Raw genomic sequence first — 23338 nt, forward strand, 5'->3', positions numbered from 1 at the left:
CCGCATGGTGCGGGATCGGTGGCTATTTATCATAAGCGCATTATTGCCCCGTTGCATCCATATCACGGGGCATGAAAGCCCATCCTTAAAACCGATAGCTGACCCCCGCCGTCACGCTGCGGCCATTGCCCGGCAGGAACGTAGGGGCGTCGGGCGCCGCCACGTTGCGGATCACAAAAGCGCTGGCGTAGGTTTTGTTCGTCAGGTTGTCTGCCTGCACATAGGCCTGCCAGTGCTTGTCGATGCGGTAATCCGCCTTGAAGCCCAGCAAGGCATAGCTGTCTTGCTGGGTATCAGGTATGTTGGCATGATTGGTTTCGGTGGCTGATGGCATCCAGCGCACATTGGGGCCGATGCGCAGGCCGCCGCTGTGATACAGGACTTCGGCGCTGATCAGATGGCGCGGCACGCCGGCAATGCGATTGCCCGCGTATTCGCCATCCTTGAAACGAAAGTCGCTGAAGGTATATGCCACGCGGTAGTCAAAGGTCGCGTTCTGGACAAAGCCAGGCAGGCTGCCGCGCAGGCCCAGCTCCATTCCCCGGTGCCGGGTGCCGCCCTGGTAGTTATAGGTGCCTGCCGCCGTGCCGTTGGCCGTGCTGACAGACATCAGTTCGTTTTTCACATCGCTGTGGTACAGCGCCACAGCCCAGCGAGGTGCATATTGGCCCTCGCCCAGACGGCCTTCGCCACCGATTTCGATGGTGTCGGCGCGTTGCAGCTGCAGCTCGCTCAGGCTGGTGCTGGCCGGGATCGGCATGATGGCATTGGGGCGAGGGGTCACTGAACCATTGACGATTTCCCAGTAGGTCGGGGCTTCATTGCTGCGGCTGATGTTGGCAAAAAACCGTTGATGTTCGGCGGGCTGCCAGACCAGGCCCAGGGTGGGGCTGATGTAGCTCCAGTCCTGATTCAGATCCTTGCCGCTGCTGCGTTCGCGGGCATTGCGGATCGCCTGTGAAAACTTGGCATTGCCCACGACTGACCATTGCGGCGTGACATGCCAGGCAAAACCCAGCAGAGCATTGCGGTTTTCGGCCTGCAGGTCGTAGTTGCCGAATTCTCGCAGGCGCGAGCCGTTGTCCGGGTTGACCACATAGAGCTTGCGATCCATGTCGCTGCGCGCCCAGTCCAGGGCCACACGGTAGTCGATATTCTCGTATTGGCCGGCCAGTTGCCACTGGGCGCCGTAGGTCATGCCGTCCGTGGCGGTCACGCTTAAGGGGTCCTGGAATGTATCGTCCACGTTCTGGGCGTACACCCCGAAGGTATGGTTCAGTGCCTCGGTGCCCCAGTACGTGCGATTGGCCACCCGGAACTGGCGCGAGATGCGGTGCGGGTCGCGCTTATAGACATTCAGCGGGTGGTTGGCGGTCTTGCCGTCACCGATAACGTCCCGAGGGTCTTCCTCCATCATGGCGCGAGGCACCACGAAGGGGATGGTTACGTCCAGGTCCACGTAGGACAGGTAGGTGCGGTTTTCAAAGTTGTCGCCGACGACGCCCACATTGCCCTGTACGCTGGTGCGTTTGGACCCCGAGTGATGGCGGTAGCCGTCGTACTTGTCGTGGGTGACGCTCAGGCGACCATCCAGGGTATCGCCCTGAAAGCCTTTGGCGGCCTGGGCGCCCAGGCGTCCAAAGCTGCCGCCTTCCAGCCGCAGCATATCGCCTTGCGTGCCGGTCAGGGATTGGAAATCCAGTTCGCCGCCCAGGGTGGTGGCCGCGGGCGACAGGGCATTGGCCCCCCGGCGCACGCTGATGTAGTCGGCGTTGCGCGGTTCCAGGAACCCGATGACGAATGAACCATCTGCCTCGTTCAATGGCAGGCCGTCTTGCAGCAGCAGGACGCCGCGGTTGACCGGATTGCTTTGGATGCCCGAGCCCCGGATATTCAGGCGCGGCTGATCCAGGCCCCCGAAAAACTCCTGCACGACCAGGCCTGGCTCGAAGTCCAGGGCATCGCGCAGGGTGGCCAGCCGGGCTTCTTGCTGAGGGGTGATCAGGTTGGTGCCGCCGGGCACTTGATTCAGGCGTTGCTGCTCGGCCTGCACGCTGGGGGCCAGGGGGCTGGCCTGGGCATCGCCGGTGATGATGATGGGTTTCAGGCTGTTGACTTCCTGGGCCAGCGCCGCGCTGCTGCCTAGCGTCAGGGCAAGGGCCAGCGCCAGAGGGGTCGGGATAAAGAGAGTACGCATCGGAGTACCTGTGGGTAAAAAATAAAGGGGCGATCAAGCCTGGAGGCTGGCAGGGTTTGCCATGGCTCCTGGCCCGGATGTACAGGGCGCGACAGGCTGGATACATCCGTCGGCGACTTGCAGAATGCAATCGACCAGACCATTCAGTTCCCAGGGTTGGTGGCTGATGCAGATCATGGCGGCCTGGGTGGCGCGGCACTGAGTGCTGCACAGTTGGCCCAGGTCGCTGCGCAGCGCAGGGTCCAGCGCACTAAAGGGTTCGTCCAACAGCAGCAGATCGGGTTCCAGGGCCAGGGCGCGGGCCAAAGAGGCGCGCTGCGCCATGCCGCCGGACAGCTCGGTTGGCCAGGCGTGTGCCGCGTCAGACAGGCCTACCCGGTCCAGCCAGTGATTGCGCCGTTGTACGGCCAGTTTCGGATCGATCCCCGCCGCCTGCAGAGCCAGGTCCAGATTTGCCGCCACGCTGCGCCAGGGCAGCAGGCGCGGGTCTTGAAACACCAGACGGGTGCGGGCAAAGGTGTTGCTGCAGCGCCCCCGTGTGGGCGGCAATAGTCCGGCGGCCAGCCGCAGCAGCGTGCTTTTGCCTGCCCCGCTGGGGCCGATCAGGCCAATGCAGTCACCCGGTCGGACCGACAGGTTGATGTCATGCAGGACGGTGCGCGTGCCGAAACACAGGCTCAGGGCGTGCATCTCAAGCATGACTGGGCTCTTGCCAGCGCGTCAGGCGGCGTTGAATCGGTTGCAGCAATAGAAACTCCAGCAGCCCTACCAGGGCCAGAATCAGCAATACCCAGGCATACAGACGGCCGCTGTCAAAGGTGCTGCGGGCATTGGCCAGGGCGTAACCCACCCCGCTTTCCGCTCCCAGGACCTCGGCCATGACGACCAGGCGCACCCCGCCGCAGGTGGCGATCAGCAAGGCCGCCGTCAGGGGGGCCGCCAGGGCCGGCAAATAAATGTGACGCAGGCGCATCCAGGCGCCGAAGCGATAAACCTGGCTCATTTCCAGCAAGCCGCGGTCTATCATGCGCATGCCCTTGACCGTGTTGACGTACATGCCGGGGGCCATCATCAAAATCGTGATGAAGATCACCATCCCGGACCCCAGGCCAAACCACAGCATGGCCAGTACCACCACCACGACAGGCGGAATGGCCATCAGCAGCCAGCGCAAAGGTTCCAGCAGCCCGCGCAGCCGCGCATCGTGGCCGGCCAGCACCCCCAGCGTAAAACCGATGAAGCAGCCCGTGCCCACGCCGATGGCGATGCGCAGCAGGCTGGCCTGGCTGTTGGACCAGAACCCTGGATCGCGACTGAGATCGGCGATGGATTGCAGCGCCTGCCAGGGGGTGGCCATCAGCATGGGGCCCATGACGCGGGCCGCGATCTCCCAAGCCAGAAAGATCAGCACGACGCCCAGGGCCGACCAGCGCCAGGAAGTCGGTTCGGCAGCAGGCATGGCGTCCGGTTTCATGGGCCGTAGAACCCAGGAGCGGGCAGTTGGCCGCCCACCGCTTCAGGATTGTTGGCCAGGATCAGTTCGTACAGCGCCTCTAACGCAGGGCGCACAGCACTGGCATCCCGGCTGTCCAGGCGTGTCACCTGGATCGAAGCCTCGATGGCTGCCAGCGGCAGGAAGTCCAGGTGTCGATGGACTTCCCGGGCGCATTGCGCGGGCTGGGCCTTGCACCAGACTGTGGCATCGGTATAGGCCTGGGCCACAGCCTGGCTCAGGGCCTCGTCGTCTGCCCGGTGGCTATTGACCATGATGCCTGCCTGGGGCAGATCGGGTTGCTGGGGAAACGCCTGGTGCCAGGCGTCTTCCAGGCTTTGCACCCGGTGGATGGTCTGCTTGCCCTGTTGGGCATTGCGTGCCAGCAGCAGCGAGACGGACGGCTCGGGCAGCAGCAGGTTCGGGGCTTCGCCGGTCAGCATCAGGGCGGTCGCATCCTGGGCATCGCGGGCGTAGCGCAGCTGGGGCGCTTTGTCGCCCGTCAGGCCCTCAGCGACCAGCAGGCGTTCCAGCAACAGGGCCGGCAGGTCGCGTTGAAACGTGGTCAGCAGAGGCTGACCAGCCAGGTCGGCCACGGATTGAATGGCAGGGTCGCTGCTGATGAACCACAGCAGACCCCATACCGACACATTCAGCAGGCGTACCGGCAAGCCGCGATTTGCCATGATGGCAGGCAGGTTCACCGGGGTGGCGCTGAAATCCACCTGTTGCTTGGCCAGCAGCACCCGCAACTGGTCTGGATTCTTCCAGTGGCGAAATTCCACTTGATCGGCCCAGCCCGCCAGTGCGCCGGATTCGACCATATGGATCAGGGGAAAGCTGACTGCAGCGGTGGGCCCGGCCAACACCAGTTTTTCGTAAGGGGCGGCCTGGGCAGGTTGGACCAGGCACAGTGCCGCTGCCAGCAATCCGCCCGCCATGACGCGGTATGATGATTTCAAAGCTTTCCACATAGATGAATGCGAATTATTATCAATCGCGTATGTTCTCACTTAAAACCGATAGCCCACAATGACAAAAGTCAACAAATCTGGTTATTCCTCCGTTCAGGTGCTGGACCATGCTTTGTTTCGCGACATGCCGCCGACCCTGCAGCAGGTGCTGTTGCGCGATGCGGCGGTCTTTCACGTACAAGCAGGCGAGGTCCTGTTTCGCGAGGGTGAGGACGCGGTGGAATATCTCTATGTGCTGGATGGTCACGTCGAGGTCTTGCGCCACACTCAGGAAGGCCAGGAGCGCGTTTTTCAGATTTTTTGTCCGGGGCAGCTGCTGGCTGAAACCGCCATGTTCATGACCCATGGCCGCTATCCGATGGAGGCGCGGGCGCGCGGCGATGCCGTGGTGCAGTGCCTGAAACGCAGTGGCCTGATCGAACTGGTCACTGGCTGGCCCGAACTATCTCTGCGTCTGCTGACGCGCCTGAGCGACCGCGTCTATCGACGGGTCAATGAAATGGAATGGTTCAGCGACAGCACCGCTGCCCAGCGCTTGGCCGATTATCTGTTGCGTCTGCCTTGCAACCCTGCGGGGGGTGTGCGTATGCCCCTGACGCAGCGCCAGCTAGCCGTACACTTGGGCGTGCGCCCCGAGACCCTTAGCCGTCTGCTGGCCGACTGGGTATCTCAGGGCTTGATCACCGGCGCACGCCGCGATTGGACGCTGCGCGACCTCACTGCCCTGGAGGCACTGGTCCAATCCGCCCGTCGCAGCTTCTGATCTGACAAACCCTGCAAAAGCGCCAAACAAGCCGTACACTTCAAGATTGTTCGCTGATATAACCCGGAAGGATCCGCTCATGTCCAAGCCTTTGCGCTCATCCAATATCACCCAGGGGGTGGCCCGCGCACCTAATCGCTCGATGTATTACGCCCTGGGCTACAAAGAAGAAGACTTCAACAACCCCATGATCGGCATTGCCAACGGCCAAAGCACCATCACGCCGTGCAATAGCGGCCTGCAGCCTTTGGCCGATGCCGCTGCCGCCGCAGTCAAGGCAGCTGGTGGCAACCCGCAGATGTTCGGCACCCCCACCATTTCGGATGGCATGGCCATGGGCACCGAGGGCATGAAATATTCTCTGGTCTCGCGCGAGGTCATTGCCGACTGCGTTGAAACCTGTGTGCAGGGCCAGTGGATGGACGGTGTGCTGGTCATCGGCGGCTGCGATAAAAACATGCCGGGCGGCATGATGGGCATGTTGCGCGCCAACGTGCCCTCCATCTACGTGTATGGCGGCACCATTTTGCCGGGCAGCTACGGCGGCAAAGACCTGAACATCGTCAGCGTCTTCGAGGCCGTGGGCGAACACGCAGCCGGGCGTATGTCCGAAGAAGACCTGCGCAACATCGAGACCCATGCCATTCCCTGTAGCGGGTCCTGTGGCGGCATGTACACCGCCAACACCATGAGCTCGGCCTTCGAAGTCATGGGCATGAGCCTGCCGTATTCCTCCACCATGGCCAATGTGCACCAGGAAAAAATCGATTCAGCCGCTGAATCGGCCCGGGTACTGTTGAACGCTGTCAGGCTCGACCTGAAACCGCGTGATATCGTCACACGCAAATCCATCGAGAACGCGGTGGCCGTCATCATGGCCACGGGTGGCTCCACCAACGCCGTGCTGCATATCCTGGCGATTGCGCATGCTGCCGGGGTCGAATGGACCATCGACGACTTCGAGCGCGTGCGCCGTCGCGTGCCGGTCATTTGCGACCTGAAGCCCAGCGGTGCACACCTGGTGGTCAATTTTCACCAGGCGGGCGGCGTGCCTCAGGTCATGAAGCTGCTGCTCAATGCCGGCCTGCTGCATGGGGATTGCATTACCATCACCGGCAAGACCATTGCCGAGACCCTGGTCGATGTGCCCGACGTGCCGGTCAATCAGGACGTGATTCATACGCTGGACAACGCCTTGTATCCTGAAGGCCATCTGGCCATCCTCAGGGGCAATCTGGCTGAACTCGGCGCCGTGGCCAAAATCACCGGCCTGAAAAATCCGTCCATCACCGGCCCGGCCCGTGTGTTCGACGACGAACCCTCGGCCATGGATGCCATCCTGGCGGGCAAGATCAAGGCTGGCGATGTCATGGTGCTGCGCTATCTGGGCCCCAAAGGCGGTCCGGGCATGCCTGAAATGCTGGCGCCGACCAGTGCCCTGGTGGGCGAAGGCCTGGGTGATTCCGTGGGCCTCATCACCGATGGCCGGTTCTCCGGCGGCACCTGGGGCATGGTCGTGGGTCACGTAGCCCCTGAAGCTGCCGTGGGCGGCACCATCGCTCTGGTCGAGGAAAACGACATCATCACCATTGATGCCCACAAGCAGTTGCTGCATCTGGATGTCTCCGACGAGATCCTGGCGGTTCGCCGCGCGGCCTGGAAAGCCCCCGCCCCGCGCTACACGCGCGGCGTGCAGGCAAAATTCGCCTTCAATTGCTCGGATGCCAGTACAGGCGCAGTGCTGGATCTCTTCGAGGATCGCAACTGATTCTGCTGAAAAGTTAGTATCGTATGGGGTCGGGCCTGTGTGCCCGGCCCTTTTTTGATTCAGGAATCATGATGATCAGTGCTGACCAACGTCATTTACAAACCCGTATCCGTCAAGACCTCGGGGTATCGGATGATTTCGATGCCGCAGCTGAAATCGAGCGCCGGGTTCAGTTTTTGACCGACCTGTTGCGCCAGACCGACGCGCGCGCCTTGGTGCTGGGCATCAGCGGCGGGGTGGACTCCCTGACGGCGGGTTGCCTGGCGCAGCGCGCCGTTCAGCGCTTGCGCCAACAGGGCGGCGATGCACGGTTTGTCGCCATGCGCCTGCCCTATGGGGTGCAGTTGGACGAATCCGATGCCCAGGGCGGGCTGCAGGTAATCAATCCCGACGAAATCCTGGTGGTGGATGTGCAGCCCGCCTCGGACGCCATGCTGGCTGCCGTGCAGGCAGCCGGTCAGGGTTTCCGCGATGCCGCCCAGCAGGATTTTCTGCATGGCAACATCAAGGCCCGCCAACGCATGATTGCCCAATATGCCGTGGCAGGTGCCCAGGGCGGGCTGGTGGTAGGCACGGATCACGCCGCCGAAGCATTGATGGGGTTTTTTACTAAATTCGGGGATGGCGCCGCCGATGTCACCCCCTTGGCGGGGCTGAATAAGCGTCGGGTGCGGGCCCTGGCCAGTGCCCTGGGGGCTAACGATGCCTTGGTCTATAAAGTCCCCACGGCCGATCTTGAATCCCTGCAGCCCCTGCGGCCCGACGAAGACGCCTTTGGGGTCAGTTACGACCAAATCGACGACTTTCTGGAGGGCAAGGCTATTCCCCAGGCTGCCTTTGACACCATCATCGCCACCTGGCGGCGCAGCGCCCATAAGCGGGCCTTGCCGATTGCGCCTTGAGGCCAGCAACAAGCCGTTGCATTGAACGATGCCCCGTGCCAGCGCCAGACAGCAAAGAAGGCACCAAGTCTAGCGATTGATCAGGCCCGCCACGATTTGATAGGAATACAGCCGGGCGGCGTGGTCATGCATATTGCAGGTAATCATCAGTTCGTCGGCCCCGGTGCGGGCGATGAAGGCGTGCATATGGGCGGCCACCGTATCGGGCGAACCGATGGCGGCACACGACAGAATATGATCCAGCAGGTTTTTGGCCGGTGGCGGCAGGCTGCCCGGGTAGTTTGCCACTGGGCGGGGCAGCTTGCCGGGCCGTCCGCTGCGCAGATTGACGAAGGACTGTTGCCACGAGCTGGCCAGCAACTGCGCTTCTTCGTTGGTGTTGGCGGCAAACACATTGAAGCCCAGCATTACATAGGGCTTGGCCAGAAACTCCGAGGGCCTGAATTGCTGGCGATAAAGGCGGATCGCATCCATCATCTGGGCGGGCGCAAAATGCGATGCAAAAGAATAAGGCAGCCCCAGGGCAGCAGCCAGCTGAGCGCCGAACAGGCTGGACCCGAGAATCCAGACTGGTACTTGGCAGCCCTCACCAGGCGTGGCGCGGATTGGATTGTTGCCCTGGAAATAATCCATCAGCTCCATCACGTCCTGGGGGAATTGCTCCGGGTCCGTGTCCAGTGCGCGCCGCAGTGCGCGGGCGGTGGCCTGATCCGATCCAGGCGCACGCCCCAGGCCCAGGTCAATGCGCCCGGGGTACAGCGCATCCAGGGTGCCGAATTGCTCGGCCACCATCAGCGGCGAGTGATTGGGCAGCATGATGCCTCCGGCGCCCACGCGAATCCGCGAAGTCACCCCCGCCACATGGCCGATCAGCACCGCCGTGGCGGCGCTGGCGATCCCCGCCATGCCATGGTGTTCGGCCAACCAATAACGCTGGTAGCCCCAGTAATCCGCATGGCGGGCCAAGTCGACTGTGCAGGCAAAGGAATCGGCTACGCTGCCCCCTTCGACGACAGGGGCCAGGTCCAGGACGGACAGGGGAATATTGATATTCATGGGCTAGTATCCTATTTCACTATCTTATTAACGCGCCGGTGAAGCAAGACTATAGCTGTATCGGCAAGCAGACAGTCACTGTGACCAATATCCCATCCTCGTCCCCAGCCCCCTCGGTCACCGGTTCGGGCAAAACTCGTCGCCCGTCGCCTGCTCCCCCCTTGCCGTTGAGCAGCGGTTATTGGCTGGCCGTGGGGCTGGCAATTGCCGCCATGATCAGCGTACAGGTGGGCGTTTCCTTGGCCGTGCCGGTAATCGCGGATTATGGGCCATTGAGCACTTCGGCCTTGCGCATCTGCTGGGCCGCTGTGGTCTTGTTTATCTTTGTACGCCCGCCGCTGCATCGTTTCACGGCCAGCCAGTGGCGCGCCACCTGGATTCTGGGCGTCGGCATGGCGCTGATGTCCCTGGCATTCTTTTTGGCGCTGGAGCGCCTGCCCCAGCATTTGACCGTGGCCTTGGAGTTCTGCGGCCCCTTGGCGGTGGCCACCCTGGGCGTGCCTGGGCGACGAGCCCTGGTCTGGCCCCTGCTGGCAGGCATCGGCATCTTGCTGCTGGTCTGGGGCGATGCCCATGCCGCGTCGGGGGTGGATCTGATCGGCATTGGTTTTGCTTTGTTGGCCGCCAGCGGCTGGGCGGTCTACATCATCATGATGAAGCGCATCGGCCAGGGCTTTCCGGGCTTGCAGGGCCTGTCGGTTTCGCTATTGGCTGCCGCCGTATTGTCCTTGCCTTTTGCCGTGGCCGAGGCCGGCACCGTGGCGTTTCCCTGGCAGCAGTTGGCGCTGACCGCCGGGCTGGCAGTGCTGGTGCCGCTGGTGCCCTACATCCTGGAAATCCAGTCCCTGCGCCGCCTGCCAGCGGCGGCGTTTGGGGTGCTGATGAGCTTGGAGCCCGCCATTGGGGCCATATCGGGCTGGTGGATTCTGGGGCAGGGCATGGGCCTGGGCCAGATGCTGGGGGTAGGCCTGGTGGTGGCGGCCAGCATCGGCGTGGTGCGGGCCGCCCGCAAGACCTGAGCAATCCTGCGGCTGTCGTTGGCTGTACGCCGGGCTGAATCAGCCGATGTCATACATCAGCACTCGACCACGTTCACCGCCAGTCCGCCCCGGGAAGTTTCCTTGTATTTGGATTTCATATCGGCACCCGTCTGGCGCATGGTCTCGATCACCATATCCAGCGTGACATGGTGCTTACCATCGCCATGCAGGGCCAGGCGCGAGGCATTGATGGCCTTGTTGCCGCCCATGGCATTGCGCTCGATACAGGGAATCTGCACCAGCCCGCCCACCGGGTCGCAGGTCAGGCCCAGATTATGCTCCATCCCGATTTCGGCGGCATTTTCGATTTGCGCGACCGTGCCACCCAGGACTGCGGCCAGACCGGCTGCCGCCATCGAACAGGCTACCCCGACCTCGCCCTGACAGCCGACCTCGGCCCCCGAAATCGACGCATTTTCCTTATACAGAAAACCAATCGCGGCGGCGGTCAGCAGAAAATCCACGACCCCGGCTTCGGACCAGCCTGGGATAAACGTGCGGTAATAGCGCAGTACTGCTGGCAACAAGCCGGATGCCCCGTTGGTGGGTGCAGTGACCACCCGTCCGCTGGCGGCGTTTTCTTCGTTGACCGCCATGGCGTATAGGTTGACCCAGTCCATGGCGAACATCACATCGTCCGGGTTGGCGGGCGCCGGTGGGCGGACCTGACCGGGCTCGACCGCCCGCGACTTGGACAACAGTTCCTGGTACAGCGCCGGGGCGCGACGCTTGACCTTCAGCCCGCCGGGCAGGATCTCATCGGCAAAAGCGCCTTGCAGCCCACAGCCGCGGTCGATGGCATCGTCCATCACCTGGGCGATGCGCAGCACGCCCGCACGCACTTCGTCGGCTGAACGCAGCGTGATCTCGTTGGCCATCATCAGTTGGGCGATGCTGAGGCCATGGCGCTGGCATTGCTCCATGAGTTCGGCTGCGTTGGCAAAAGGGTAGGGCATGGGTTCGTGCTCGGGCACGGTCTCGTCGGTTTCGATGCTGTCCAGGGCGCGGATAAACCCCCCGCCAATCGAGATGTAGCGTTCGTCCAGCACCGTGTCGCCGCGCGCATCCAGCGCCATGAAACGCATGCCATTGGGGTGTTCCGGCAGCGGCTGCACGCGCCCGGAAAACGCGGTTTTCGGGTTGAAGGCAATGGTGTGATGCTGCCACAGGCTGATGCGTTGGTCGCGTTCGATCGCGTCCACCAGATCGCCGATAGCGGCTGGGTCCACGGTATCGGGGGCCTCGCCCATCAGGCCCAGCATGATGCCCATGTCGGTGCGGTGGCCAGCCCCGGTTTCTGCCAACGAACCATACAGGTGGATAGACAGGCTGGCCACCTGGGACAGCAGCCCGCGCGTATCCAGATTACGCGCAAAGTTGCGTGCAGCCCGCATCGGCCCCACGGTATGCGAACTGGACGGCCCAATGCCGATCTTGAAAATATCGAAAACTGAGAGTGCCATGAATATGCTCCGAAGATTGCGGATGATTCTAGTGATTTAGAGAAATCTGGATTGAATAAAAACGACATTCATCAGGTAATTTTCAGTATTTCATTTTGTTTGTAGTGTTATTCTGTATACAGTCATTTTTAATAAATGAATAAAAACGACATGAATAACATATAAAATGAATAAAAACGACATGCAATCCCCTGCTGCTCCATCCGATCCCGTTCGTGTCCGCCTGGGCTTCGTGCTGCTGCCCCAGTTTTCGATGGGGATGTTCGCCGCCTTCGCCGATTTATTGGGCCTGCTGGACGCCCAAGTCGACATGCCCGGCCCATGCGCTTGGGAAGTCGTGGCGGACACCCTCATCCCCGTGCGCTCGGCCAGCGGCGTGCAGATCGTGCCCACAGACCTGTTGGGCGACCCTTTGCGCTTTGACTATCTGGTGGTCGTGGGCGGGCCGCTGATGCCTGCCAGTCCTTTTGGCGCGGGGCTATTGGCCTGGCTGCGCCAGGCGGCAGGCGCAGGCCGCCATTTGGTCGGCCTGGGCAACGGTGTTTTTGCCCTGGCCCAGGCCGGCGTGCTGGCGGGCCATCGGTTCAGTTTGGGCGGCAACCTGTATCAGGATTTTGTCCGGCGCTTTCCGGCAGTTGCACCGGAACAGCTGGTCATCGACCGCCAGTTGGTGTTCGACCGGCGCCGCATCACCTGCGCCGGCGGCCCAGCCGTCACGGACGTGGCCGTGCGGATTCTGCGCCGACACGTACCGGGTGCCGACATCCAGCAGGCCCTGCGCTGCCTGCAGACCGATGTAGAGCAAGCCCAAACCCGCGTGCAGCCCCCGCCGCCCGACGTCCCGGCCGACTGCCCCCCCATCGTGCGCCGCGCTGTCCTGCTGATCCAGCAATACGCAGGGCAGGCCCTGACCCTGCCCCAGTTGGCCGACCGCCTGGGCCTGTCTGCACGCCAGTTGCAGCGCCTGTTTCGCGAGCACCTGGGCACCACGCCCCAGGGCCATGCCCGCAAGATTCGCCTGCAGCTGGCAGCCTGGATGCTGCGCCATACCGACAAAAGCATCGCCACCATCGCCTCTGAATCCGGCTTCTCGGATGCCGCCCATATGGGCCGCGCTTTCAGGGCTGAATACGGTCAAGCACCCGGCTTGTGGCGCCGCCAAGCAGACAATGCCAAAAACACCGTATAATGGCGATCCATTTCCGGAGTCCAACACTGTGACCCCGACCCTGCCCGGGTGGTGAAATTGGTAGACGCAGGGGACTCAAAATCCCCCGCCGCAAGGCGTGCCGGTTCGATTCCGGCCCCGGGCACCACTCTGAAAATCTCAATAAATACAATCTTTTAGAGCGGTTTCTATTCTTACCCCAAGACCGGGGGATTTTCCAAGTTTGCGAGCCAGGTACAGTTTCGGTACAGTGGTGAAGCGCCGAGTGTACTGTTCGGAGCTTTTACTCGCATGGCAACCATCGTTAAGACCCCTTCTGGTACCTGGAAAGCCGTCATTCGAAAGACGGGCTGGCCGACTGCGTCCAAGACATTTCGGACAAAGCGGGATGCGGAGGATTGGGCCAGGCGTACTGAAGATGAGATGGTACGCGGAGTGTACATACAGCGAGCGCCAGGGGAGCGGATGACGGTAGAGGCGGCGCTGAAGCGCTATCTGCGGGAGGTGACGCCGACCAAGCGGGAATCCACTCGCGTATCAGAGCATAAGAAAGCGCAGCCGCTGATGAGGCATCTTGGAAAGTATTCGCTGGCTGCTTTGAGCGCCGACATCGTCGCGCAATACCGTGACATGCGATTGGCAGGCGATCCGGACGAAAACGGCAAGCTGATTCCACGCAGCAATAACACTGTCCGACTGGAATTGGCGTTGCTCAGTCATCTATTTACCGTGGCTATCAAGGAATGGGGTATTGGGTTGCCTTTCAACCCCGTCGCCCAGATTCGACGCCCTGCCCCTGGGGCTGGGCGAAATCGTCGGCTGACGCCGGCAGAAAACAAGCGTTTGCTGGCTGCCGTGGATGCTTACTCAAACCCAATGTTCAGTTGGATCGTGCGAATTGCTCTCGAAACCGGAATGCGGCTTTCAGAAATCGGCGGTCTACGGCTTCACCAGGTTGATATGGAGAAACGGGTTGTACGTCTGGATATCACAAAGAACTCATCGCCGAGGACTGTTCCGCTGACGAAAGCGGCGACCGCTGCGTTTCAGGCTGCGATTGATAATCCGATTCGGCCACCTGAGACAGATCTAGTGTTCTTTGGTGAGCCTGGTCGGGACGGCGTGAGACGGCCTTATCTGTCAATGGCCATTTATTTTGACCCACTTTTGGCCAATAAAATTGACCCACCCCTAAGCCCTATTCGGGCATTTTTTGTCTTAAACGGTAGCTCTCTCCTCCCAGCATGAATACGTTGGAATGATGGATGATGCGGTCGATGATGGGGATGGCCACGTTATCGTGATGGAAGAACGCCCCCCAGTCAGCGAACCCCTTGTTAGTAGTCAAGATAATCGACCGGTACTCATACAGGGTATTGACCAACTGGAACAGGTTGAAACGGGCCTGCGGTGTCATGGGTAGGTAGCCCAGCTCGTCGATTACCAGCAGGTCGAATTTGGCCAACTGATTGATGCGTTTTTTCAGTTCCCCCTTCATCTCGGCCAACTCCAAGTCCTCGACCAAATCCAAGGCAGTGCGAAACAACACCTTGTAGCCACTGGCCACGGCCTTGTGGCCAATGCCAATGGCCAGGTGGGTCTTGCCAACGCCGGGAGGGCCAATGAATATGATGTTCTCTCGATTGTCAATGAAGCTGAAATCCAGCAATGTGTTGACTTGGCGCTTGCTGATCGTCGTCTGGTGACGGTAATCAAACCCCTCCAGGTATTTGCCGGTAGGCAGTCCCGATGCACGGCGGTGCCGTTCAATACGTGTGCTTGCACGCTCGGCCAGTTCGTGCTCGGCTAGCAGGTGGGCAAAGTCCAGGTAGGATAGTTCTCCCGCCTCGGCCCGGGCGACCAGATCCACTAGGTTGTGGCCAATCGCATTCAGGCGCAGGGCACGATACTGGGTGCGGGCTATCTCAAGCGCACTCATGGTCCACCTCCTGGCCACCCGGTTGGCCAACCTGGGCGTAGACGGTCAGATCCAGCGGCTCAGCCCCATCCGCTCTGGACTCCCACAATGCGCCAGTGCGCCCACGGGCATGTGCCGATGCACTGGCTTGCAGATAACGCTCCAGCTGTGTGGCCGTCATACTTGGCCGACGAGCTAGTGCGGCAATCAGCCCGGCGTCTGTCTTCGCGTATACGCGAAGCATCTTGCAGACAGCCACCAACTGGTCTTTATAGATCCGTGGCGATGTATGCTTCAGGGTCGCGCACAGGGCCTGAGCATCCGGCGATGGAATCAGGGTGGCAATCTCCTGCTCCAAGTCAGTGATGCGTTGTGCATGGTCGCGGTAATGGTGATTGTTCTTGGCGATTTGTCCGCGCCCGACGCATAGGGTATGGGTGGCGATCACAGAACCAGATTCCAGGTCTGTAATAACTAGGCCACCATCTTGCTCGACCACGCCCACATAGGCCCGCTGCCAGGCCAGCGGGACAGAATATTTGTTGGACTGCCACGAGATCAGCCCCGTCTTGTCTGCCCGGCGGCGCTGCCAGACAGCCGACTGGGTGGTCAAGTCAAATGATGGGTTGTAAGGGCGCAAATGCTTGCGCTCTTCCTTCTCAAAAAGTTCACGCGGAATCTGTCCTGTGGTGCCATGCAGCCGGGCATTGGCTACGTCCTCCAACCATTGGGCGAGGTGTTCGCGCAGCGCCTGCTCGCTGGCAAACTCCTCGCCATATAGGCAGTCCGTCTTGACGTACTTGACGCCTGCCTCGACCTTGCCCTTGCTCTCGGGGTCATAGCCCTCGCAGGCATGGATACGAAACCGGGCATGGGTGGCGTATTCATAGAAACGCGCGTTGACAGTCAGTTCGCGGTAGCGCTCGTCGATAACCACCAGCTTGGTCTGATCATAGATGCACTCCTCTGGTACCCCGCCAAAGTAGCGCATCGCTTGGTCATGCAGTTCGATGAAGGCTGCTGTATCGAGCGCCTTGAACGCCAGCCCCACATACAGCAGCCGTGAATACGACAGGACAAACACTACAAAGTGCACCGTGCGTGCCTGGCCGCCAATCAGCACCTCGCGCAGTTCACCCGGGTCCACCTGGCACTGCACGCCAGGCACCGTCTGTAAAACCGGCTCGTAATAGCGCAGTTGCCCGCAGGCGACCTGTTGCTTCAGGTCCTGTACATAACGCCGGATGCTGCGATCTGATACAGCCAAATCGCCAACCTTCGCGCGCAGGCGTCGGGCAAGCTTCACTGCCGTGAGCTTCGGATAACGCTTCAGTTCAATGGCCAGGTAATCCCGGTAGGTATCGAGCGATTTGCTGCGTGACTGATAGGCTTGCTTGTCACTGATCTGCGTCTCGTCCATCTGCAGGTACTTACGCACCGTGTTGCGCGAGATCCCCAGCTCGGCGCTGATGGCCCGTATCGACATCCCGTGACCCTGATCGTACATCCCTTTTATCTTGTGAATCACAACCCACTCCTTCATCTGTGCGCTCCTTCCTACCTGCCATTGCGGGGTCGGAACGCTATACGGTTTGTGGCCTCATGGCCACCCGGGAGGTGGGTCAAAATTATTGGCCATTAGTGGGTCATTTTATTTGGCCATTAACACCTTATCTATTCGATAAGGCCTGGACGGACGCCAAGAAGGCTGCTGGTCTGACAGACTTCCGGTTTCATGATCTGCGACATGAAGCGGTTAGCCGGCTGGTCGAGGCGGGGCTGTCAGATCAGGAGGTGGCGGCGATCAGCGGGCATAAGAGTATGCAGATGCTGAAACGCTATACGCATTTGAGAGCTGAGGATTTGGTGGGAAAGTTGGATAAACTGCATAGTTGAGCACTTGTTTACGACCCGAAGAAGACAATCTCGCCTGGATGCAGTCCTTTTGGACCGTTTTTGGACTCACCATGATCCATTGACATTGACGGCCCAGGAATCTTATCTAGAAACACTGGCTTCAAGACGGTCCCAACACTGCACTTACACATGCAAAGACACGCCCTATCAATTGACAGGCTAAACAGCGTAGATTTGCATCTGCATACGAATCGACCGCGCCAATCCATCAAGGTCTCCGTAGAGACTCTTGCTGGTGATGTTCATCTTTCGTAGAAGCGCAAAAACACCCGGCACTAGGCTGCCTCGTATAACAAACTTCTGCATGTTTACGGATGAGTAAAGAGGTGAAGTTAGAACGTCTTCAATGCGAAGGTCCCTATTGCCGGAAAGAAGAAATGAGCCTGCCTGACGATCCAAGCGAGCGTTTAGGAGTTTGGGTTCGCCGACCCAAATTATGTCGTAGGAAAACCGGTCCACAACTTGATCGAATACTTCATCTTGACGATCAAAGAGCGTTACTCTCGTTTCGGAGAACCCATTATCTTTGGATCTAATGTACTCAATAGACCGATCCATAACAGCAGAATAGTCAATCGCATACAGGGCTATATCTCGCTGAAGAGCAGGGGCCGATGCCTCAAGCGCGAAATATAGCGCGACATATGGACTCTCAGTGAAGTCAAGCAGCCGGGTCGGAATACCATGGTGTTGCATGATAGAAAGCCATGCCAACTTCGAACTAGGCTGGAGATTTTCACGGTCGTAGAGGTGGAACTTCGAGCAAAAGCTCTTTAGCGAAAAGTCCTCGAACTGATAAGCCTTTTCCGCTGACCAGTTTGGCCCAACGACACGCTCGAGCGAAGACTGAAGGTGCCATGATGCATCGGCCTGCCCCCTAAACAAATAGTTGTTGGGCAATTCATTAATCTGCTGGATGAGGGATGCGACGGAGTCAATTTCAACCAAGACCATCGCGTCTCACTGTGCGATATTTGGCTGTTAGATCTGCTAAAACGATTTCCGGCCGGTGCTCTTGCTCGTCGTATTTCCGCTTAACAGGATCGCCTTTAAGGTTGACCGTTACTGCCTTTTGTCCCTTTGACTTCTGGATCCGCGCCGACGCTTCATTACCAGTTGCGGCTGTACTGCGAGTTACCTCCTGAAGTACCCGCCTATTTAGATCTGTGCCGCTTATCGTTGTTCTGCCTTTTATTCCTTCCGCTGCATTCAAGTAGACGGATAGAGGCTTTTGAAAATGTTCATCGGCATCGAAGGGATTTGGCCCTCTAAAAGTAGCGGAGAAAGTAAATACTTTGAAGGCCGTTTCGATGGCCTTCAAAAAACCATCAGGATCAGGAATCGGGCGAATTTCCACTGCAATTTCATTCTTTACAACCACTAGGGACCGCGAAAGTAGTTGTTCTAGCCTTGCAGCTATGCCTTTCGTAGTCTGGGAAAGGTTAGGCTTTTTCGCGATGCCCAAAAATCCGATGGCTGCGTCGAAGACGCAATGGGTGTACGGGCTCGCTTCCAATTCTTCTTCAACGAAGTTAGACGTCTCCTCATCGAACTTCTCGATTGTTGAGGTAGTTGTTCGTCCTGCAGCGAAGTAGCCCGTGAACTGATCAAACATCTGAATATTACCAATATGCCAGTGATACCCTTTTCGAAGTTCGCTCGACGGTTTTTCAAGTATTGCTTGTAGCAGTATGTCTCTCGGCGTCAGTTCATCGTGCAAAAAGGATGCCTGATGCGGGCGAACCATCTTTACACGAAACAAGCTGTACTCAATTGAGGGCATATTGCTCCTTGGCGTCTATCAAACAAGTTCCTAGACAATCAAAAAGTACCAGGCTAATTCTGCCTGACAAGAGCTATTGACAACTCCACGCTAACACATCTAACAGAATGTGTCATTTTGAAGTCGGAATTAACACCCATGAGACCAACGATTGCTGCACCAACACAAAGCTAACGCGTCTCCCTACCTATTGGGCCTCCATGAACGAACCTCTCTCCGAGGTCATCCGCATTCGGGTGACCCCGTCCCATGCTGCACGCCTGGGCGAAGCCGCCGCCCTGTCCGGGCTATCCCTCTCTAACTATGTAAGGCGACGGCTTTCCGCCGACGACACCCTACAGGAAGAACTCACCCTGCTGCGCAAGGTCGTGGCTGATCTGGGCCAGCTACGAGACACCCGCCTGGCTGCTATTGAAAGCGCCCACCTGCTGCGGGCCATGGCCAAGCCTGAACATCTCGCCATCGCACAACAGACGCTGCAGCAGCAGCGCTGATCCCCCAGGCCGACAGGCCACACGCTCTACCCTTTCCGGAGACCTCCCCATGCACACCCTTCCCGCCCTGCGGGCCGGGGCGCTGGCGCTTGCCTGCGTCCTGGCGCCTGCCGCCCACGCGAACGGCACCATTGAGCTACTGACCGGCATTCCGCGCCTGGCCTGCGAAGCGACGCTATGCCTGTCGTCCAGCTTGCGCCCTGGTGAGTGCAGCCCGTCGCTGGATCATTATTTCGACATCAAGAAATACAACAAGCGCGGCCTGGACTGGTCTGCAACGGTCGCGGCCAGACGGGCTTTCCTGTCTGAATGTCCGTCTTCCGACGAACCGGGTACGGAGCTTTTTCGCTGTGCTGTTATGTTTCCGCAGCAGCGGCGAACGCCGCTGCGGTGGACTTCAGCAGAAACGTACGTGTTAAGACTCAGGCTGCAGGCCTGGAGTTTAAACTTTGTCGTATTGATTGAGGCTCCCGAACGTTCAAGGCTGTCGTGATTGATGGGCAATCGGCTCGAGGAATGCGCGTATCAAGGTTGCCACCTCTTGCGCATGCGTTTCTAGCGCAAAATGTCCCGCATCAAGGAGGTGAACCTGAGCATCTGGCAGATCCTTCTTGTAAGCGGCGGCACCGGCAGGTACGAACGCAGGGTCATGGCGCCCCCATGCGGCAAGTAACGGGGGGCGGTAGTCGCGAAAGTAAGCTTGGAACGCTGGATACAGCGCGACGTTACTGCGGTAGTCGAGAATCAAATCAAGTTGAATCTCCTCCGCGCCCGGCCGTGCCATGTAGGCGATGTCGAGCTCATAGCCGTCTGGTGACAGCGTTCCTGGCTCGGCGCCCGTGCCGTATTGCCAATTGCGGATGGTGTCCGGTGAGAGGGATTCCCGGCAGGCTTCCCGGTTTTCCGCGCTTGGCTCGCGCCAGTAAGCCTCCCAGGGTCCCCATTGATCGCTAAACCCGTCGAGGTAGGCGTTACCGTTCTGCGAGATGATTGCTGATACCCGATAGGGATTGCGCATGGCTATCCGTAGGCCCACCGGAGCACCGTAATCAAAGACGTACAACGCATATCGCTCCAGTGACATGGCTTCAGTGAAACCCTCGATCACGTTGGCTAGGGAAGGTCTGAACAAGTCCCCTGGACCTGTCAGAATGTAGGTTGTTGAACGAGACCCAATCAGGAAGCCCCGATGAGCCAGTTGAGTTTTTCCGACGCCGAATTTGCAGGCAAGCGCAAAGTGACGCGCCGCGAGAAGTTCCTGGCCCAGATGGAACGGGCCGTTCCCTGGAAGGTCTTCGCCGACCTGGTCGAACCGCACTACCCGAAGGCCGGCAACGGCCGTAGGCCTTACCCGTTGGAAGTGATGCTGCGCATCCACTTCATGCAGCAGTGGTTCAACCTGTCGGACCCGGCGATGGAAGAGGCGCTGTACGACAGCACCTCGATACGCAATTTCGCCAAGCTCTCGCTCACGCGTGGCAGCATTCCTGACGAGACGACGATCCTGAACTTTCGTCATCTGCTGGAAAAACACGACATTGCAGCAGACGCACTGGAAGCGGTGAACTTGCTGTTGGCCGATCAGGGCATCACGGTACGCAAGGGCACGATCATCGATGCCACGATCATCGAAGCGCCCAGTTCTACGAAGAACGCCGCAGGCGCGCGGGATCCCGAGATGCATCAGACCAAGAAGGGCAATCAGTGGCACTTTGGCATGAAGGCCCACATTGGCGTGGACATGACCGGCCTGGTGCACACTGTGGTGGGCACGGCAGCCAATGTTCACGATGTCACGCAGGCCCATGCGCTGCTGCACGGTGAAGAAGAATTGGTGCTGGGCGATGCGGGCTACCGAGGAGTCCAGGATCGAGAGGAAAACCAGAGTCGCAACGTGCAGTGGCACATTGCCATGCGTCCGGGCAAACGCCGTGCGCTGGGCAAGAGCAACATGGGGCGGATGCTGGAGTCCTACGAACGAGCCAAGGCCAGCCTGCGCTCGCGGGTGGAGCATCCGTTTCGGGTGATCAAATGCCAGTTTGGATTTACCAAGGTGCGCTATCGGGGGCTGGCCAAGAACACGGCGCAGCTGAAGATGCTGTTTACGTTGGCAAACCTGTGGAAGGTGCGCCACCATTTGATGGCTACGGCGGGATAGGTGCGCCCGAAATGGGCGTAGAGGGCCCAAAACGGGCCTGTCAGGGCGGAAATCACCCTGATTCTGGCCTATTTTTGAGCAAAAGTTCTGCATTATGAAATTCAGGTCGATTGGGCTGGAAAAACAGATTCTGAAACCGGCTTGATCAGACCTTCCCTAGGCTGTCGAACGAGTATTCAAATGTACCGCGCGGTGGCGACTTTGTCTGGCCGAATCCGGGCAGGTCGGGCGCGATTAACCTGAAGCGATCGGCGAGTAATGGAATCAGGTCACGGAACATGTGGCTGGCGCTCGGAAACCCATGCAGGAGCAGAATCACCGGTGCGTCACTCGGTCCCGCCTCGCGGTAGAAGACCTCGACATCATCGACTTGAATAAACCCATAACGTGTTTTCATCGCATTATCCTCTCGTTTTTTGGAAATACCTGTTCAAACCAGCTGTTTGGTAACAACGGTCGATTCGCCATGAGAGAAGAATCGACACGCTGGCCCAGAAACCATAACGAAATACATGATCTGAGACTTCGCAACTATTAGTGCCAGTTCATTGTCGCAATTCACTGTCTCTTATTATTGGATGGCTGTCTGAGATTGGGATGATTGTGTGATGCGCAGTGCCCGAGGATTATTCGGACGATGTAAAGAATCAGCTATGGATAAACGCCAGCACATCAGCGTTAAACTGATCAGCATCAGTCTGTGCCAACCCATGCGAACCGCCGGGGTAGATTTTCAGGGTGCCATCGTTGACCAGTCCTACTGCTAACTCTGCAGAAGCAGCGAGTGGAACGATCTGAACGTCATCGCCATGGATACCCCAGTCCTTGTAGAAAAGTGTGGCGTTATCGCTAGTGGTGAACGTAGTCATGGATATCGCTCCTGTGGGTGAGCTCCAGAGGAACGATAAGGCGATAACCCAAGCAACGATAGGACGAGAGTGCTATGTTTGGATGAATGTAGGTTTGGATAAGCAAAGGTTTTCTACACATCTCAGTGATCGCGTGCAGATCGAGAACTTGGCTTCACTCCACCTCCGCATTCGCTTGTATCGATTTCAACGATTCGCTGGCATATATCCGCCGCCATTCGCCGGGTGTCATACCCACGAGATGCCGAAACAAGCGTGTGAGATGGGACTGATCGCACATCCCGCAATCTAGCGCGATTTGGCAGAGGGAATGGTTGGTCGTCAGCATCATTTGCTGTGCGCGCTCGATGCGCAGTCTTGCGATATAGGCGAACGGAGCCTGGCCGAATGTTTCTTTGAAAGTTCGGAAAAAGTGTCCCGTACTCAGTCCGGTAAGAGCAATGAGATCAGGGCTCCTGATAGGCTGTTCGAGATTTTCCTCAATGTAGGTTGTCAAGCGTTTCGCCTGCCAATGGGGTAATCCGCCGCGGAATGCGCTCTCGGCCTTCTGTCCGACGCCTCGTTCCAGACTGGCCGTTAGCAACGCCGTCGCGCGGGATAAGCATGCTTGTACAGCCTTACGATCAACCTCGACGTTAGATTGCGCCACGGTGAGCAACTCCAGCAAAGTCGCTGTCAACATAACCCCACTCTGGTTGTTCGGTTCACGAGCGTTGGTGGCCAACACTACACAGTTGCTCATGGGACTTCCTCCGTTTGTGATCGATTAGGGATGTCGATCCACGTAACGAAGATGATCGGATAAGTGCGCTCAAATGCTAAGTAAAGTGTAGAAAAACGCTGTAAAGTAAGGCCACTCTATCGCGCTGACTTCTGGCCTCTACGTGCCGCTGCGCCACGACGCATCGAAAGGAGAGGTGCCCGAGTGATCTCGCAGAATGATTAATTGCACGATCTTGTCTTCGGCGAGAGTGAAATAGAGCAGGACTTCCAGCGGATCCGGCAACCCACGCTTATCGAATTTTCCGTCGGCGTGGGCCGCGACAACGCAGTGGCCGTAGTGCTGAACGCAATGAATGGGGCGAAGCGACAGCTGCTGCCCGATAACGTCGCACTCGGCCCATTTTTTTAGTTCAGCCAGCCCGCACCATTGCTGTAACTGATCGTTGACGATCGAATCTGCCGCGAAAACTTCAAGAAGATGGAACAGATCACCGGCATTCGTTGCCTCTATGAACTGTGCGACTCTTTGAGGAAGAATAGAATCGCTTGAGTGACCAACCATACAAACACCCCTTGTAGGGCGTGCGTACGCCCTCGAGTTATCTTTTCCTATTCTCGGAGGTTGCGGACTGGAGCGCTCGTAAAGTGGTGTA

General features: G+C 58.9%; 23 protein-coding genes, 1 tRNA gene and 2 pseudogenes. 11 read left to right on the top strand and 15 right to left on the bottom strand.

What is annotated here, in order from left to right:
* Positions 1–85: 85 nt before the first annotated feature.
* Genes VDP81_RS10410 through VDP81_RS10425 form a run of 4 tightly spaced genes read right to left on the bottom strand, consistent with a single transcriptional unit; the run spans position 86 to position 4651 of the window.
* Complete coding sequence (locus VDP81_RS10410) at positions 86–2197, bottom strand: TonB-dependent receptor family protein (protein ID WP_323012259.1); 2112 nt, start codon at positions 2195–2197, stop codon at positions 86–88.
* A gap of 33 nt (positions 2198–2230) precedes the next feature.
* Positions 2231–2896, bottom strand: a complete 666-nt coding sequence (locus VDP81_RS10415; protein WP_322996234.1) for an ATP-binding cassette domain-containing protein — start codon at positions 2894–2896, stop codon at positions 2231–2233.
* Positions 2889–3671 carry an ABC transporter permease gene (locus tag VDP81_RS10420; protein ID WP_323012260.1) on the bottom strand — a complete coding sequence of 261 codons (783 nt, stop codon included), beginning with the start codon at positions 3669–3671 and terminating at the stop codon, positions 2889–2891. The genes VDP81_RS10415 and VDP81_RS10420 overlap by 8 nt, the downstream gene beginning before the upstream one ends.
* A complete protein-coding gene (locus VDP81_RS10425) occupies positions 3668–4651 on the bottom strand; it encodes an ABC transporter substrate-binding protein (RefSeq protein WP_323012261.1) in 984 nt (327 codons plus the stop codon). The genes VDP81_RS10420 and VDP81_RS10425 overlap by 4 nt, the downstream gene beginning before the upstream one ends.
* 70 nt (positions 4652–4721) lie before the next feature.
* On the opposite strand from VDP81_RS10425, the gene VDP81_RS10430 reads away from it, so the two are divergent.
* From VDP81_RS10430 to nadE, 3 genes are all read left to right on the top strand, one after another.
* On the top strand, positions 4722–5426 hold the full coding sequence (locus VDP81_RS10430) for a Crp/Fnr family transcriptional regulator (protein ID WP_322996237.1): 705 nt from the start codon (positions 4722–4724) through the stop codon (positions 5424–5426).
* Positions 5427–5505: 79 nt separating this feature from the next.
* Positions 5506–7194 carry a dihydroxy-acid dehydratase gene (gene ilvD / locus VDP81_RS10435; RefSeq protein WP_322996238.1) on the top strand — a complete coding sequence of 563 codons (1689 nt, stop codon included), beginning with the start codon at positions 5506–5508 and terminating at the stop codon, positions 7192–7194.
* 71 nt (positions 7195–7265) lie between these two features.
* Positions 7266–8096 carry an ammonia-dependent NAD(+) synthetase gene (gene nadE / locus VDP81_RS10440; protein WP_323012420.1) on the top strand — a complete coding sequence of 277 codons (831 nt, stop codon included), beginning with the start codon at positions 7266–7268 and terminating at the stop codon, positions 8094–8096.
* Between the two features lie 69 nt (positions 8097–8165).
* Here nadE and VDP81_RS10445 read toward each other — a convergent pair whose 3' ends face one another.
* Positions 8166–9152 carry an LLM class flavin-dependent oxidoreductase gene (locus VDP81_RS10445; RefSeq protein ID WP_322996259.1) on the bottom strand — a complete coding sequence of 329 codons (987 nt, stop codon included), beginning with the start codon at positions 9150–9152 and terminating at the stop codon, positions 8166–8168.
* Positions 9153–9232: 80 nt separating this feature from the next.
* On the opposite strand from VDP81_RS10445, the gene VDP81_RS10450 reads away from it, so the two are divergent.
* Complete coding sequence (locus VDP81_RS10450) at positions 9233–10171, top strand: EamA family transporter (RefSeq protein ID WP_322996260.1); 939 nt, start codon at positions 9233–9235, stop codon at positions 10169–10171.
* A gap of 56 nt (positions 10172–10227) precedes the next feature.
* Here the strand turns inward: VDP81_RS10450 and VDP81_RS10455 are convergent, their stop codons facing one another.
* Complete coding sequence (locus tag VDP81_RS10455; protein WP_323012262.1) at positions 10228–11655, bottom strand: L-serine ammonia-lyase; 1428 nt, start codon at positions 11653–11655, stop codon at positions 10228–10230.
* A 166-nt stretch (positions 11656–11821) separates the two neighbouring features.
* On the opposite strand from VDP81_RS10455, the gene VDP81_RS10460 reads away from it, so the two are divergent.
* The 3 genes from VDP81_RS10460 to VDP81_RS10470 all read left to right on the top strand — a co-directional run bounded on the left by VDP81_RS10460 (position 11822) and on the right by VDP81_RS10470 (position 14071).
* Positions 11822–12844 carry a GlxA family transcriptional regulator gene (locus VDP81_RS10460; protein WP_322996262.1) on the top strand — a complete coding sequence of 341 codons (1023 nt, stop codon included), beginning with the start codon at positions 11822–11824 and terminating at the stop codon, positions 12842–12844.
* A 42-nt stretch (positions 12845–12886) separates the two neighbouring features.
* Positions 12887–12971 (top strand) — tRNA-Leu (locus VDP81_RS10465).
* A gap of 143 nt (positions 12972–13114) precedes the next feature.
* A complete protein-coding gene (locus VDP81_RS10470; RefSeq protein ID WP_323012263.1) occupies positions 13115–14071 on the top strand; it encodes a tyrosine-type recombinase/integrase in 957 nt (318 codons plus the stop codon).
* Here VDP81_RS10470 and istB read toward each other — a convergent pair.
* Both istB and istA read right to left on the bottom strand, forming a co-directional pair.
* Complete coding sequence (gene istB, locus VDP81_RS10475) at positions 14022–14762, bottom strand: IS21-like element helper ATPase IstB (RefSeq protein WP_323011742.1); 741 nt, start codon at positions 14760–14762, stop codon at positions 14022–14024. The genes VDP81_RS10470 and istB overlap by 50 nt on opposite strands.
* Entirely contained in the window at positions 14749–16269 is a 1521-nt protein-coding gene (gene istA, locus VDP81_RS10480; protein ID WP_323012395.1) for an IS21 family transposase, read from the bottom strand. Before istA ends, istB begins: the two co-directional genes overlap by 14 nt.
* A gap of 140 nt (positions 16270–16409) precedes the next feature.
* Here istA and VDP81_RS10485 point away from each other — a divergent pair.
* Positions 16410–16637: pseudogene (locus VDP81_RS10485) on the top strand (tyrosine-type recombinase/integrase); the annotation flags it as partial.
* Positions 16638–16817: 180 nt separating this feature from the next.
* On the opposite strand, the gene VDP81_RS10490 reads toward VDP81_RS10485, so the two are convergent.
* On the bottom strand, positions 16818–17606 hold the full coding sequence (locus VDP81_RS10490; RefSeq protein ID WP_323012265.1) for an FRG domain-containing protein: 789 nt from the start codon (positions 17604–17606) through the stop codon (positions 16818–16820).
* The gene (locus tag VDP81_RS10495) at positions 17599–18441 is read right to left on the bottom strand and encodes a hypothetical protein (protein ID WP_323012266.1); all 843 of its coding nucleotides are present in this window, start codon (positions 18439–18441) and stop codon (positions 17599–17601) included. Before VDP81_RS10495 ends, VDP81_RS10490 begins: the two co-directional genes overlap by 8 nt.
* Positions 18442–18641: 200 nt before the next feature.
* On the opposite strand from VDP81_RS10495, the gene VDP81_RS10500 reads away from it, so the two are divergent.
* Both VDP81_RS10500 and VDP81_RS10505 read left to right on the top strand, forming a co-directional pair.
* Positions 18642–18935: a plasmid mobilization protein gene (locus tag VDP81_RS10500; protein WP_323012267.1), complete on the top strand. Its 294-nt coding sequence runs from the start codon at positions 18642–18644 to the stop codon at positions 18933–18935.
* Between the two features lie 49 nt (positions 18936–18984).
* Positions 18985–19428, top strand: coding sequence for a TrbM/KikA/MpfK family conjugal transfer protein (locus tag VDP81_RS10505; protein ID WP_323012268.1), 444 nt, complete (start codon positions 18985–18987; stop codon positions 19426–19428).
* Here VDP81_RS10505 and VDP81_RS10510 read toward each other — a convergent pair.
* Positions 19414–20202: an alpha/beta fold hydrolase gene (locus VDP81_RS10510; RefSeq protein ID WP_323012421.1), complete on the bottom strand. Its 789-nt coding sequence runs from the start codon at positions 20200–20202 to the stop codon at positions 19414–19416. The two genes, VDP81_RS10505 and VDP81_RS10510, sit on opposite strands and share 15 nt — an antisense overlap.
* On the opposite strand from VDP81_RS10510, the gene VDP81_RS10515 reads away from it, so the two are divergent.
* Positions 20125–21093 carry an IS5 family transposase gene (locus tag VDP81_RS10515; RefSeq protein WP_323011486.1) on the top strand — a complete coding sequence of 323 codons (969 nt, stop codon included), beginning with the start codon at positions 20125–20127 and terminating at the stop codon, positions 21091–21093. The genes VDP81_RS10510 and VDP81_RS10515 overlap by 78 nt on opposite strands.
* Before the next feature lie 148 nt (positions 21094–21241).
* Here the strand turns inward: VDP81_RS10515 and VDP81_RS10520 are convergent.
* From VDP81_RS10520 to VDP81_RS10535, 4 genes and pseudogenes are all read right to left on the bottom strand, one after another.
* Positions 21242–21490, bottom strand: a pseudogene (locus VDP81_RS10520) (alpha/beta fold hydrolase); the annotation flags it as partial.
* 250 nt (positions 21491–21740) lie between these two features.
* The gene (locus tag VDP81_RS10525) at positions 21741–21962 is read right to left on the bottom strand and encodes an alpha/beta hydrolase (RefSeq protein ID WP_323012269.1); all 222 of its coding nucleotides are present in this window, start codon (positions 21960–21962) and stop codon (positions 21741–21743) included.
* A 154-nt stretch (positions 21963–22116) separates the two neighbouring features.
* The gene (locus VDP81_RS10530) at positions 22117–22704 is read right to left on the bottom strand and encodes an AraC family transcriptional regulator (protein ID WP_323012270.1); all 588 of its coding nucleotides are present in this window, start codon (positions 22702–22704) and stop codon (positions 22117–22119) included.
* A gap of 138 nt (positions 22705–22842) precedes the next feature.
* Positions 22843–23247, bottom strand: coding sequence for a nuclear transport factor 2 family protein (locus VDP81_RS10535; RefSeq protein ID WP_323012271.1), 405 nt, complete (start codon positions 23245–23247; stop codon positions 22843–22845).
* Positions 23248–23338: the final 91 nt, after the last annotated feature.

This window comes from Castellaniella sp. (assembly GCF_034675845.1).
Classification (GTDB): Bacteria; Pseudomonadota; Gammaproteobacteria; order Burkholderiales; family Burkholderiaceae_B; genus Castellaniella.

What these genes read in the sequence shown, in the direction of transcription:
- VDP81_RS10420 (WP_323012260.1), bottom strand. Translation starts at nt 3,671, where the DNA reads ATGAAACCGGACGCCATGCCTGCTGCCGAACCGACTTCCTGGCGCTGG.
- VDP81_RS10535 (WP_323012271.1), bottom strand. Translation starts at nt 23,247, where the DNA reads ATGGTTGGTCACTCAAGCGATTCTATTCTTCCTCAAAGAGTCGCACAG.
- istB (WP_323011742.1), bottom strand. Translation starts at nt 14,762, where the DNA reads ATGAGTGCGCTTGAGATAGCCCGCACCCAGTATCGTGCCCTGCGCCTG.
- VDP81_RS10410 (WP_323012259.1), bottom strand. Translation starts at nt 2,197, where the DNA reads ATGCGTACTCTCTTTATCCCGACCCCTCTGGCGCTGGCCCTTGCCCTG.
- VDP81_RS10530 (WP_323012270.1), bottom strand. Translation starts at nt 22,704, where the DNA reads ATGAGCAACTGTGTAGTGTTGGCCACCAACGCTCGTGAACCGAACAAC.
- VDP81_RS10505 (WP_323012268.1), top strand. Translation starts at nt 18,985, where the DNA reads ATGCACACCCTTCCCGCCCTGCGGGCCGGGGCGCTGGCGCTTGCCTGC.
- VDP81_RS10430 (WP_322996237.1), top strand. Translation starts at nt 4,722, where the DNA reads ATGACAAAAGTCAACAAATCTGGTTATTCCTCCGTTCAGGTGCTGGAC.
- VDP81_RS10525 (WP_323012269.1), bottom strand. Translation starts at nt 21,962, where the DNA reads ATGACTACGTTCACCACTAGCGATAACGCCACACTTTTCTACAAGGAC.
- VDP81_RS10495 (WP_323012266.1), bottom strand. Translation starts at nt 18,441, where the DNA reads ATGCCCTCAATTGAGTACAGCTTGTTTCGTGTAAAGATGGTTCGCCCG.
- VDP81_RS10515 (WP_323011486.1), top strand. Translation starts at nt 20,125, where the DNA reads ATGAGCCAGTTGAGTTTTTCCGACGCCGAATTTGCAGGCAAGCGCAAA.
- VDP81_RS10460 (WP_322996262.1), top strand. Translation starts at nt 11,822, where the DNA reads ATGAATAAAAACGACATGCAATCCCCTGCTGCTCCATCCGATCCCGTT.
- VDP81_RS10415 (WP_322996234.1), bottom strand. Translation starts at nt 2,896, where the DNA reads ATGCTTGAGATGCACGCCCTGAGCCTGTGTTTCGGCACGCGCACCGTC.
- VDP81_RS10445 (WP_322996259.1), bottom strand. Translation starts at nt 9,152, where the DNA reads ATGAATATCAATATTCCCCTGTCCGTCCTGGACCTGGCCCCTGTCGTC.
- VDP81_RS10455 (WP_323012262.1), bottom strand. Translation starts at nt 11,655, where the DNA reads ATGGCACTCTCAGTTTTCGATATTTTCAAGATCGGCATTGGGCCGTCC.
- nadE (WP_323012420.1), top strand. Translation starts at nt 7,266, where the DNA reads ATGATCAGTGCTGACCAACGTCATTTACAAACCCGTATCCGTCAAGAC.
- ilvD (WP_322996238.1), top strand. Translation starts at nt 5,506, where the DNA reads ATGTCCAAGCCTTTGCGCTCATCCAATATCACCCAGGGGGTGGCCCGC.
- VDP81_RS10470 (WP_323012263.1), top strand. Translation starts at nt 13,115, where the DNA reads ATGGCAACCATCGTTAAGACCCCTTCTGGTACCTGGAAAGCCGTCATT.
- VDP81_RS10500 (WP_323012267.1), top strand. Translation starts at nt 18,642, where the DNA reads ATGAACGAACCTCTCTCCGAGGTCATCCGCATTCGGGTGACCCCGTCC.